Below are 12701 nucleotides of genomic sequence, written 5' to 3' on the forward strand. Positions count from 1 at the left end.
TTCAGTTGTAGTAGTTGGGTCCGCGAATATTCGAATGTGCAGCGGGTGCTGCGCGTGACGAGTTTTCCTGCGAAGGCAAAGGCGAAGCATCCAAGCCGTTTTTCAAGATCGAATCGACATGGCGATAGGACCGCGCGCCCACGGCAACGGCCCGCGTGCATGCGGCCTCCAGCCTTGAGGCGCCGTAGCGCTTCTCCAGGCGCAGAATTCCAAGGCAGGATCGATAGCCCTGCTCCGGGTGGGGCCGATCGCCGAGGATTCGTTCCACCAGAAGGCGCGTCTGTGGTCCGATCGTTGCCGCCCAGTTCGCAATGCGCGAAGGAGACCACTGCATGTGTTTGCGGTGCGCAGCCGGCATATGCTCGGGCACGGTGGTGTGGCGCCCGCGCTGGAAGCTCCTTGCGTGCGAGGCGATGCGTTGGCCGTCGCGAATAACCTCAACCGTGAAAGCCGACATCCGAGCCTCGACCTGTTCCCCCACATGCTGATGGGGAACCGAGTAATAGTGACCATCCACCTCGACGTGGTAATCGATGTTCACCTTGACGGCCTTCCACTCGCCGTAGGAGAACGGACGTTCGGGAAGCGGTCGGAGCATCGGTTTGTCGAGCCGCTCGAACATCTCGCGCCGGCTGCGTTTGTATATCCGCATCTGCCGGTTGTTCAGGTCCTCAAGCAGTTCCCAAATGCGCTCATTCAACGATACGATCGAGAAGTGCTTCTCGTGGCGCAGACGCGCCAGGATCCACCGCTGTGCGACGCGCACGGCGGTCTCGACTTTGGCCTTGTCCTTGGGATGGTGTGGACGAGCAGGAATGACTGACGTTCCGTAATGTTCTGCCCACTCTTCGTAGGTCCGCTGGATGCCGGGTTCGTATCGGCAAGGGGCCGTGACGCCAGAGCGAAGCTGATCGCACACAACAACCTCGGTGGCACCGCCAAAGTATTGGACCGCGTGGCAGTGGCTCGAAATCCAATCGGGCCCCCGTTGTGTGGGCGTCGCCTCGGCGTACGTGTAGTTGGAAGCTCCGACAACCGCCACGAAGAGCTCAACGTCGATGCGCTCGCCCGTCTTCGGATCCCAAATGCAAGGCTTCTTTCCGGAGTAGTCAACGAACGTCTTCTCGCCGCCGCGGTGAACCTGCCGCATCGAGTAGCTACGCTGCTTGAGCCACGCACGATACATGTCGCAGAACCGCGTGTACCCGTAGCCATTGGGGTTGTCCTGGACATACTCGAGGTGCAGAAGCTCGAGCGTCACGCCAGGATAGCGCCGCTCGCGATGGATCCACGCACAGTCGGGGCGTGGCCTCTCTGCCTCAGCAGAGGACGGGTACAGCCGCCTTTCAAGCGCGCTTGCTGCCAGCGTGTCCACCTCCGCGAACTGTGTGAAGCCTGCTTCCTTGGCACGGCGAACGGTCTCGCCTACCGCCCCCGCGCTGATTCCGAGGCTGCGGGCGATATCGCGATGGCTCCGCCCAAGCAGCCATTTCTGTCGAAGGATTTCTCTGACTTGTCTCATTGGTAGTCGCTCCGTAGGCATCCCCGGCTTCTAGCCGGGGGGCAGCCCCTTCGAGCAACTCCATCGCCGCGACGCGGCGTGTTCCTTCGCAGGACACGCTGCGGCATCCGCTGATCACGATCACCGATCTAGGTGATCATGATGGCCGATCCCGCTGATCGTGATCACCGATCCAGGTGATCACGATGGCCGATCCCGGCGATCACGATGGTTCGATCCGAGCGATCACGATCCGCCGGTGCATGCACATTGTGCTAAGTCTCGCCTCGCGTAAATGCCAGTGTTATCAACTATTTGTCTGGCTCCATGTCATGGCGACAGTCCCTTGAGACATTCGCTATTTACAGGACGAAACGAAACCTTCGTTTGACTCTCTATAGCCAATCTTAGATCCATATCGGGCATCCCGTGGTCCACCAGGGTCACGTCCCCGGGCACGTCTGATTCACAACTAGGCGGCCTACCCATCCCCCAAATAGGAGCTGAGAAGATCATGCAAGTGAAGAGAGTAGTGCGCCCTCTGTGCGCAACGGCGTTATTACTATTAGGGAGCGCTTGCTCTCAAGACGCGTCTCCCGCGTCCGCCCCGCTTAGCCAAGCTGTTTCGGCTGCGGAAGGACGGCCATCGGCGCCCGGAAATGTCGCTGAATCGTCGCCTGGAGCTGTAGCTGCGGTGGCAGCAGCTCCAGCTGCAGCCGCTGCTCGGGCTGCCCTCCCAGATAGGGCTCAGGCACCCCTAGTTGCGAAGTACCCAGCGCAACAAGAAAACCGGCGCATTTTTAAGAGCCCCGAGGAGCTACCTCCGCGAGGGCCGAAGCAGAAGGAGGACAAAGAGAAGCAATTCACTGCCCCTTCGGAGGCTCCTCCGGCGAGTGAGACGCTGTCTGGTGCTGAGTACCGCCGCCGTGCCGATGAGTACTTGGCGCAGTGGAATAAGCGCTCAGGCGATTATGCAAATTCAAGCCCGCAAGAGACCGAAGCGGCCAAGAGCGCTCTCAAGCGAGAAATTATCGGAGAATGATCATGAAAAACTCAAAAACAAAACTCCTACTCGCAGCGGTTCCGATGATTGCAGGCTTCCTGATCGCAGCTCCGGCATCTGCGAACGTCGGAGCGCGTGTCAAGGACATGTGGCTCAGCCCCATCGCCAAAACGAGCGTCTTCCTCGACGCTAACGTCACTTACGTGATCACGACCAGCAACCTTCAACCGCTTGTCCCGGGCGGAACGCCGGATACCGTCATCCACGTTCAAAACCAGGACGCGAATGGATCCTTTGTCGCTGGCAACGATGACTTCAACGGTCTCGCGAGCCAAGTTACTGTGACCGTCCCGACGTCGAAGAGCGTTGATGTTCTTATTCGGGCGTACAATAGCAGCCGGGCGGGTACTGCCACATTGACCATTACGCGGGCCGGGGTCACTCAATCAAGTTTTCCAATCACATTCGCGGGGAGCACCCAGATGACGTCTAGTCTTCCAGTGCAGAGCCACGTTATGACCGTTGAGCAATTCAACGGTCCGAGTGATTCTATGCTGTTGGTCCTATCAGGGTCGGCATCCAATGCTATCGCTTTTGATGATGACGATGGTGTGGGTCTTCAGAGTTGGATCCATTTGGATCAAGGTTGCAGCACTTGCATCATCGTCTACGGTCGATTCAACAATGGCCCTGAGGGACCTGCTACGTTGATCTATGACGGAGATGTCCATACTGCAGACGCCGACGCTGATGGCATGGGCAACGCGTTGGAGACAGCAATAGGGACAAGCACCACAGACCGCGACAGCGATGATGATGGCTTAGACGATGGTTTGGAAGTGGGTGGCCTTGACTCGTCTCCGGCTCTCAAGCTTCCGATGTGGGGCGCTAACCCTTTGACAAAGGACATGTTTGTTGAAGCGGATTGGGCGCCATGCCTAGACCCGAACACTTGCTCCAGCCAAGATGCATGGCAACTGACCGGCGCCGCTGCCGAGGCCGTAGAAGCTCTCTATGCGCCTGATGTGAAGGTTCATATCGACATCGGCAGAACCAACTCAGCAACCACTTTGGATCAATGGTCAAAGTGGGGAAACTGGGGGGGAGCGAATCGGGCCGCATACACTACACAATGCGGGACCGTTGTTCCGGCTAGAGCCAATATCTTCCACCACTACCACGTTACCTCCGCAGGCGAGGGCGGACAAAGTCTGCCCCCGCCTTCCAAATGCGCTTATGGCGGCAACGGCCACAGAACAATGGCACATGAACTCGGACACAACCTTGGGCTGTTCCACGAGGGCAACACAGGCTCTGGGCGGATGAACAACAAGCCCAATTACTTGAGCCTTATGAATTACGCCTTCTCGTACGATGGAACTGTGGGACTGTCTCGTAATACCATTAGTGCGACTATTAATCCATCGTCTCTAAATGAGGCCACAACCGGCCTACCGTCGTCACTGATCACCAAGATACAAAACAATTTCTCCTTCCTTGCAGATCCGGCAGGCGGAAAGGTCGATTGGAACCGAGATGGTCAATACGACAACGGCGTGCGTGGCGCGCCAGGCTGGATCGTTTCCAACGCTCCTGAAGTAACTGCAGCGTGGGTTGACCCTAACGTCGAAGACGGCATTGGCATTGGCATGACCCGTTTATCATCCCCAGCCCGCCTTTACATGTTCTCTCGCCGCACGTCCGACCAGAAGGTCCAGTATCGTTACACGACCAGCTTCGCAGCTTGTTCTGGCGGGGACCCTATTGGGGCCTGCCAAACCTGGGTTGGACCGACGGTCATCGGTAACTCCGTTGGAGGGTCAACTTCTGCACCTACAGCTCACCCCGTCATCATCGGTGGAGTCGAAAAGTTGATGCTGATCTACACCGACAGTGGTGGCACGATGTGGTACCAGATAGGCACATCTAACGATGTGTGGTCAGCTCCAAAGTCGATCGACACGACCGCCGTCGGGTATGAACCGGCTTTTGCAATGACGGCGGCGAAATACCGAGTTTATTTTCGAAAGTTCTCGGTGCTCTATCGCAGAGACTACGATCCCGTGACCGACACTTGGGGCGCAGCCCAATGGGAGAAAACCACAACCAACGCGAGTATCGCCACTTCCTTCGGCGTCTCGATCACCCAAGGCATGGAGAGCTCCGTTCCGGGTAGCTCGTATTACATGGCCCTCGCCGACTGGACCAACGGCAATCAGGTGCAGCTTTGGCGGCATAACGCGTCAGCAGACAACTGGACGCAGATAGTCGGGGCGTGGGGCGTAACGCCACCGGCGACTGACGCCGCTCCCGCCCTAGCCTACGTACCTCTCAATCTAGCTAACCAACCTGTCGGCCAGTTCTACATCGCCTACAACACAGTTGACGCGACTGGCGAGAACATCATCAGGTTCGCCAAAACCGAAGGTAACGACTCGTCTGCCGGCGCGACTACAAGGCGACTGAAGTGGCTGACGACGCCTATCCCAATTTACAACTACTGGGGGACAGCCGTCGGTAGCCCGGAGCTGTACTTCAAGCTGGGTGTCGATGGGAACCTTCGGGCGGCATACCATTATGCGATCAGTGCAAAGATCACCTTCTACCCGGTGGCAGATGGTAGCGCCAATGTGACCCTAAAAGACCAAAACGACTTTTACTATTTAAGTGAAACTCTCGATTGTTCACTTGGTGCAGGCGGCTGCATCACGCTCTAATAAATAAAACACGGAGAACGGCCAGTGCTGAAGAATCAGATTGTAGTAGGTTTGACCGCGCTGGCCGTTTCAGGCTGCGTCCTTAACTGTTCAGGGAACAATGCGCCGCATCGGAGCGATGCGGCTGCTCAAGGTGGTGGATCTGGAGCCACCGATACCTCGTTGCTCGATGCCTCGTTCGATGCGGACGCTGAAGGCAACTCTTCAACGCATGAGGTTGCTCCGGATGGCCGTGATGGCTCGGCCCAAGAAACTGGGCCTTCCGAAACCTGCCTGGCCGGATGGTCGGAAAAATCCCTAGTTTTTACTGCGAAGCCGCCCTTGGCTGTGGCTCCTAAGGTTGCTTGGACAAAGAAGCTCGTAGATTTCGTTGCAACGGGAGACCGAGTTGTTTCCGGCAACGGTTTCATCGCCACGACTGCGGCGAATATTGTGTTGTCCGTCGACAAACAATCTCAGATGGTGCGGGGCTGGAGGAGCGAGCTGCCCGAACTCTTCACATCGCTGTCGCTTGGAAAGGACGGGAACATCCTCGTCGCCGGAAGCCGAGCTTACGGCATCGCTCCCGATGGAACGAGGGTCTGGCAGGTTCCGCTTAGTGGACCGCCCCTCATGGACGAATGGACCAAATGCGGCTCATCTTACTCATCTGCAGCCAACACGCTCTTCACCCTTTGCAACACTGGATATTTGCACGCCATTGTCCCTGCACAACAGGAAACGAAGTGGTCCCAGCGCATCTACGAAGCTGGCTTCTTTGACTCGTTCATGCGGGGCGGCGGCGGAGATTCGCTTTTACTGTCGCTCTCGGAGCGCTTAAACAAGCCAGGCATCCGCGCTTACGATGCCCGTTCTGGGCAAGCCATGGGTGCTGTTGTGAAGGACCGAGCGAGCGTCTCTGCTTTCTATTCCGGTGGGATGCTCACGGTCGGGAATACGATGGCTGCTTACGACAAGTGTGGCAACCTCCGATGGAGCGCGGACGAAGAGGGAACTTTCGTCCTACCCGTTGTGACCGGGCTACCGGACGAACGCATTTTTGCAATTGAAGGATCTGGAACCTCAACTGCTGAACGCAGCTTAAGCATGTACTCATCGACTTCAGGAACACGTCTGGCTTCTCGGGGGGGGCTAGGCACTCCCGTGGCGGCTGGAGCGGACGGAACGTATTACGCTTTCGACTGCGAAGTCCGTGGTAGCACTGAGCCAAGGCCCGAGCAACCGGCACTCATCGCCTTTAACAGTGGACTGCAGGAGAAGTGGCGGCTGCAACTTCCCGTGCCGAAAGGCCTAGGGAACGACTATCCGTGTCCTAAATGGGGGGTTGCCCTGGACGATGATGGAATGATGTATATGGCAGTCGAGGCCAACAGCACACACATCATCGCAGTTCAGACAACCAGCCCGGGTCCGGCACCGACTTTATGGCCGCTTCGCTTCGGTGACAACGCCGGAAGCAGCTGGAGCCAGTGAAGGGGCGCGAAGGTTGGAGCCAGTCCTCCTCGTGTGAAGGAGTAGATCAGCTTCGTCACACACATCATGGGCATAGGAACTATAAGTCCCTCCTCACGATGTCAGGCCCAAGTAGAAATGTCCCCATTCCTGCAAAGTAGAAATGTCCCCTTTTGGGTCTTTGGGGATGGTACCACCTTTAGGGGCGGCGAGTGCGGAGCTGGCCGACCAGCGGGCCCCAATGGCCCGCAGGCCGGCGGAGCCGTTGCCCGCTCGGGGCTCCTCGGCCCTTTGACTCAAAAATACCCTTCGAACGACCTATTGGCTCCCGCTCCTTTTTCACCCGCCCCCCTCCCAGTTTCCCCACTTGAAGGTCGTGTCCGCTCGGGGCTCCTCGGCCCTTTGACTCAAAAACACCCTTCGAACGACCTATTGGCCCCCACCTGGCCAACGGCTGCCCGGCAGCCAGCTTAGGGCGCAAGGCGGCTTACGTTAGTTGACATAACATATTTTATGGGTGCAGCTCTTTTCGGCTGCGGGTTCTCTCGAGGATTTGACGTGATTCAATAGACGAAAGGGGGACCTACAAGGCATGTATGTGGTGTCAATTCTCATACGTCCCTGGAGGCCCCCCCGATGCAGATACAAACACGTAAGACCGCAGATGAGAACCCCTTCTCGACGTCGGAGCACGTCTTCGACGGACTCAAGGGGCGACTGGCGAGTGCTGAGGCGTTGCAGATGACCCACGGCGAGTTGGAGCGGATGTTGCAACAGGAAGGCTGGGAGCTGCTACGGTGTTTGCTCCAAGACCACCTTGACCTGCGCGGCCCCGGAAGAGCCAGAGGTGAGGTTGTGGGTGCGACTGGCATTGTGCGAACGCAAGTGAGGCAGCGGCAACGGCACCTCAAGACGGTGTTTGGCAAGGTGGAGGTTGGACGCCTCGGGTACTCGGCCCGGGATGCAGAGACACTGTTTCCGAGGGACGCCGAACTCAACCTGCCTCATGGCCTGTACTCGCATGAGGTACGGCGTCGCGTCGTTGCAGAGGTGATCAAGACGTCCTTTGATCAGGCCGCTGAAGCGGTCGGCACCAACACAGGCACCACGGTTCCGAAGCGGCAGGTCGAAGAGCTCGCGGTCGAGGCGGCGCAGGACTTTGAGGCCTTCTACCAAGCCCAGCAGGCCGAGACAGAGGAACAAGCGAGCAAAACCGGCGCACTCCTGGTAACGACCACCGACGCAAAGGGCATCGTGATGCGGATGGACGGCCTTCGTGACGCTACGAAGCGGGCGGCGCAGCAGCGTGCGCACAAGCTGACCAAGCGGTTGAGTCGGGGCGAGAAGCGCAACGGCAAACGGATGGCCCAAGTTGCGAGTGTCTACACAGTCGCGCCGTTCGTCCGAACTGCCGAAGACATCGTAAAGGACCTTCACCCTGACGGCAGGCCGGGCGAAAAGGCTCCAGTGCGCCCACGCCCACAAAGCAAGCGGGTCTGGGCCAGTGTCGTGCGGGACCCTGAAGAGGTCATCGCCGCGATGTTCGAGCACGCCCATCGCTGTGACCCGACGGTCGCAAAGACATGGGTGAGCCTCGTAGACGGCAACATGTCACAGCTTCGGACAATCAAGCAGACGGCGAGGCGAACGGGTGTCAACCCCACTATCATCATCGACATTATTCACGTGCTGGAATACCTGTGGAAGGCGGCCTTTGCGTTAGTGGGTGAGGGCTCTATCGCTGCGGAACGGTGGGTAAAGCAGCGCTTGCTCCAGATTTTGCGGGGGCGCTCCAGCACCGTGGCCAGTGGCATGCGCAGAAGTGCAACCCTGCGGGAGATGACGGGGTCCGAACGTGCCGCTGTAGATGACTGCGCAAACTATCTTCTGAAGTACCGGAACTATCTCCGATACGATCGGTACCTGGCAGCTGGCATGCCGATCGCCACAGGTGTGATCGAGGGGGCGTGTCGGCACCTCATTAAGGACAGAATGGACATTACCGGTGCCCGCTGGGGACTCGACGGGGCAGAGGCTGTCCTCAAGCTCCGCTCCCTTCGGTCGAGCGGAGACCTTGATCGATACTGGCACTTCCACGAACAGGCCGACCTTCGCCGAAACCACCTCGAACGCTACAGCCGCAATCCCCCCACAACCGAGCTCCCATTGAAGGTCAATAGGCGTCCCAAGCTGACCGTCGTATAGCTGCCCAAATCATGCCGCCGAAAAGATCTGCACCCATATTTTATCGGACAGATTTGTGTAGACGCAAAGTGAAAATGTCCGCTTTGTGCAACTTAGAAATGTCCTCTTTTGGGCGCCGCTGCCTGGCAGCCTCGGGCCGCAATGGCCAGGGATCTTGTCACGATGAGCGCGCTGGAAATGGACCGAATGCAGGTCGTCCAGCGAGTGTTGGAAAAGCGGCTGACGCAAGCAGAAGCCGCCATGGTTCTGAGTCTTAGTCAGCGCCAGGTGCGCCGATTGTGCCAGTCCATGAGGCGACAAGGGCCTCGGGCTCTCGTGTCGCGAAAGCGCGGACGCCCCAGCAACCGTCAGTTGCCGGAGGTGGTGCAAGAGTACGCCGTAGGTCTCATCAGTGAGCGCTACAGGGACTTCGGGCCGACGTTGGCTCACGAGAAACTTACTGAGCTACATGGCGTTCGTGTATCCCGGGAGACGTTGCGCAAGTGGATGATCGGCGCCGAGATCTGGACGCCGCGGGCGCAACGAGGGCCGCGCATCCACCAGCCGCGAAGACGGCGGGACTGTCTTGGTGAGCTGGTTCAGATAGATGGGAGCGATCACGAATGGTTCGAGGGCCGCGGACAAAGATGCACCCTGTTGGTGTTCATCGACGATGCCACGGGAAGGCTGATGGAGCTGCGCTTTGTGGAAGTGGAATCGGCCTTCGACTACTTCGATGCGACTGCAAGCTACGTACGGAAGCATGGAAAGCCAGCGGCCTTCTATAGCGACAAACACAGCATCTTCCGAGTAAACCAGGAAGGTTCAACCGGTGCGGCAAAGGGTGTCACGCAGTATGGTCGCGCATTGGGAGAACTAAACATAGACATCATTTGTGCGAACACAGCGCAGGCCAAAGGTCGTGTAGAGCGCATGAACAAGACGCTGCAAGACCGTTTGGTCAAGGAGCTGCGGCTTCATGGTATCAGCAATGCGGAAGATGCGAATGCCTTCGTCCCTGCCTTTATGGACGCCTACAACAACCGCTTCGAGCGTGCTCCTCGCAGTCTTCATAATGCCCACCGTCCCTTGCTTGAGGGCGAGGACTTGAATCTCATCTTCACGTGGCAAGAGGACCGAAAGCTGTCGCAGAGTCTGGTGGTGCAGTTTCAGAGAAACTCATATCTGGTCGAACCAACGACAGAAACGAGCAAGCTTGCGGGAAAGACCGTGCGCGTGCACTTGTGGAAAGACGGCCAAGTGCAATTGCGCCACAACAACCAGCCGCTTTCCTTTGCACTCTTCGACAAGAGTCCCCACGTGAACCAGGGTGAGATTGTCGAGAACAAACGATTGGGCACTGCGCTGGCGGTCATTCAGCAGCAGCAGCAGGTTCGAGATGAAGCCCGTCTTAGGTCCAAGAAGCTCACGCTTCGACAAAAGGAACGATTGCGTGCCCAACGCGCGGAGGCTGAATCAGCGGGACCAACGCCCACGGGCATTAACCCTGGCGCAGCGGAAGCCTTCGCCAGCTATTTGCAAGAGTTTGACCGGGAACAAAAAGCCAAGCAGCGTCGCTACACCGAAGCCGCACGCGCCCGCAGAGCCGCAGCCCGCGAGGCGTCGCAAAACTGCCTGGACCGAGGCACCAACGGCGCCGCGTAGCCGTAGCGGCTGGCGTAGCTCACCAGCCGCTGCGGCATGCTTTTGGCCCTGCACTTGCCCACAGCTGCACGTCGCCACCTGCCCTGGGCATGGGCCGTGCCCGCCGTGCATCTATGGACAAGTGGCCAAAACCCCGCCTCCGCTAATACCCCATGACGCGCCGCATGGAGGACATTTCTACTTTGCACAAAAGCGGACATTTCTACTTTGCGTTGACAATTTGACGCGAAAGGACGTGGTGCTTGTATTTCCTGTGCGCAAGGACAGGAGCTTCGGCCCATATGCGGGGAACACCGCGTAGGGCCGCATGAGTTTCAGGGAAGCAGCGGTCGCGCAATTCTCGCCTGCGTGAGGGGCGTGTGCCGCCATCACGGCCGCAGCCGCTAAAGGTGAAAGAATGAATCCAAGCACGATCGGAATCAGATCCCGGCCAACGGACCGCGATGCAGGCCAAACTTCGGCCATGCTGTGTGTGCGACGTCCGCCTGCGAACAATGCCTTCGCTGGACGTCGGCGCATCGCCATAGGTGGGGTCGAGCTGCGTGCCCCCACTGTCGAGATAGACATCGCCGTATAGCTGATTTGGCACGCGGTACACGGCTTTGGTGTTCTGGTTGGGGCGCCACCAGCGGCAACGGTTCCCCCGATGGCGGGCCCAAAAGTCGATGTCATCCCGCCCAAGACCGTCAAAACCGTCGCTCCCCGTGACGGCAGTTGCGCGAGCCTACGCCTGTATCGCCCTTGACTAACTAGTAGATAGTACTAGATTTAAAGGATGTTCGCGATGGTGACACCAATGCCGTGCCACCGTGGTCCCGTCAAGAGGAGATGTTCAACAATGGCCAACGTCTCGGTTACTGAACTAAACCAGCAAACCGCCAAGGTGCTTGAGCGGGTCAAGTCTGGCGAGTCGCTCGAAGTCCGAGAGTATGGCCGGCCCATCGCTCGCATCGTGCCCGTTCTCTCTAATGCTTCGATTGTGGACCGGCTGGTGAGCGAAGGGCGAGCCGTCGCTGCCACAAGTACTACAGAAGCTCTGTTGACTCCGGTCCCACCGATCGTGGGCGCAGGTCCCTCGCTTTCTGAAGTACTAGATCAAGCGCGCCAGGCAGAGCGATCGTGATCTATGTCGACACTTCTGCGCTGGTGAAGCTCGTGGTGCGCGAGGCGGAGACCTTGGCGCTTCAAACCTGGATCAGATCGCGCGCAGGGGAGACATACTTTTCGTCGCAGCTTGCGCGGGTGGAACTTATTCGAACTGTCAAGCGAGCGGCGCCGGACCGTATTGAACGTGCCCGAGGCGTTCTTGCGGCGCTGGCTCTACTCAAAATCGACGACCAGATCCTAGAGACTGCGGAGAGCCTCCCTCCCGATGTTCTGCGCAGCCTCGACGCCATCCACCTTGCGACGGCCTTTTCACAACTATCGCATGTCAGCGCATTCGTGACTTACGACGCACGCCTGGCCGACGCTGCACGATCGCTGAATATCCCCGTCGAATCTCCGTGAGTAAGGCCCGACTGCCTTCGCGAGCCTACATCGCCACGCTAATAGCTCATGACGCGCCGCGTGAAGGACGTTTCTACTTTGCACAAAAGCGGACATTTCTACTTTGCGTTGACAATTTGACGCGAAAGGATGTGGCGCTTGTAGTTCCTGTGCGCCCCCAGCTGATCGAAGTAGCGGATGGGGAAGGCTTTGTTGATGAGTTTGCCTGAGTTTCGCCACCAGCGTCGGGCGTTGCCGGCCACTTGTGCTGCTGTGTCGGACCGAGAGGCCCCGGGCTCGCAGTTCGCGAAAGATGGTCTTGCCTCGTTTCCAAAGCTTGAGGTGGATCATTCTCAGGCGGTGCAGATCCACGGCGCATTTAGATTCGTTGACGCGTAACCGGAGCCTCGCGTATATGCGCCGCACCACCTGCATCACGCGTTCACCAGCGCGCTTAGACCGGACGTAAACGTTGCAGTCGTCGGCATACCGTACAAAAGCGTGTTTTGCGTTTCTCCAGCTCCTTGTCCACTTCATCCAAAAGCACGTTTGCCAATAGCGGCGATAGAGGGTCCCCTTGGCATCGGCACCTACGAAGCACCCTCTCTGCCAACGTGATTGAGACAGCCGCCCCCGTTGAGTTTACTGAGCAGGGCGCGCAAGGATACAGGACCGATGAATGGAATCGAGG

Annotated in this window: 5 protein-coding genes and 3 pseudogenes; 6 read left to right on the forward strand and 2 right to left on the reverse strand. The window is 58.3% G+C overall.

Features of this window, described 5'->3' with window-relative positions:
* Nucleotide 1 precedes the first annotated feature (1 nt).
* Nucleotides 2-1543 carry an IS21 family transposase gene (gene istA, locus KA712_24705; GenBank protein ID MCG5056164.1) on the reverse strand — a complete coding sequence of 514 codons (1542 nt, stop codon included), beginning with the start codon at nucleotides 1541-1543 and terminating at the stop codon, nucleotides 2-4.
* 1002 nt (nucleotides 1544-2545) lie between these two features.
* Between istA and KA712_24710 the strand changes: the two genes are divergently transcribed.
* The 6 genes and pseudogenes from KA712_24710 to KA712_24735 all read left to right on the forward strand — a co-directional run bounded on the left by KA712_24710 (nucleotide 2546) and on the right by KA712_24735 (nucleotide 12031).
* A complete protein-coding gene (locus KA712_24710) occupies nucleotides 2546-5221 on the forward strand; it encodes a hypothetical protein (protein MCG5056165.1) in 2676 nt (891 codons plus the stop codon).
* A 24-nt stretch (nucleotides 5222-5245) separates the two neighbouring features.
* Nucleotides 5246-6694, forward strand: coding sequence for a hypothetical protein (locus tag KA712_24715; GenBank protein ID MCG5056166.1), 1449 nt, complete (start codon nucleotides 5246-5248; stop codon nucleotides 6692-6694).
* 615 nt (nucleotides 6695-7309) lie between these two features.
* Nucleotides 7310-8809 (forward strand): annotated as a pseudogene (locus KA712_24720) (ISKra4 family transposase).
* A gap of 231 nt (nucleotides 8810-9040) precedes the next feature.
* A pseudogene (locus KA712_24725) lies at nucleotides 9041-10309 on the forward strand (ISNCY family transposase).
* Nucleotides 10310-11360: 1051 nt separating this feature from the next.
* Nucleotides 11361-11645, forward strand: coding sequence for a type II toxin-antitoxin system prevent-host-death family antitoxin (locus KA712_24730; GenBank protein MCG5056167.1), 285 nt, complete (start codon nucleotides 11361-11363; stop codon nucleotides 11643-11645).
* Nucleotides 11642-12031, forward strand: a complete 390-nt coding sequence (locus KA712_24735) for a type II toxin-antitoxin system VapC family toxin (GenBank protein MCG5056168.1) — start codon at nucleotides 11642-11644, stop codon at nucleotides 12029-12031. The genes KA712_24730 and KA712_24735 overlap by 4 nt, the downstream gene beginning before the upstream one ends.
* Here the strand turns inward: KA712_24735 and KA712_24740 are convergent.
* Nucleotides 11945-12701 (reverse strand): annotated as a pseudogene (locus KA712_24740) (hypothetical protein). The gene KA712_24735 and the pseudogene KA712_24740 sit on opposite strands and share 87 nt — an antisense overlap.

The sequence above is a fragment of the Myxococcales bacterium genome (assembly GCA_022184915.1).
In the GTDB taxonomy this organism is placed as follows: domain Bacteria; phylum Myxococcota_A; class Polyangia; order Fen-1088; family Fen-1088; genus JAGTJU01.

Excerpts from the sequence above, each read along its gene's own strand:
- istA (MCG5056164.1), bottom strand. The coding sequence starts at position 1,543 with ATGCCTACGGAGCGACTACCAATGAGACAAGTCAGAGAAATCCTTCGA.
- KA712_24710 (MCG5056165.1), top strand. The coding sequence starts at position 2,546 with ATGAAAAACTCAAAAACAAAACTCCTACTCGCAGCGGTTCCGATGATT.
- KA712_24730 (MCG5056167.1), top strand. The coding sequence starts at position 11,361 with ATGGCCAACGTCTCGGTTACTGAACTAAACCAGCAAACCGCCAAGGTG.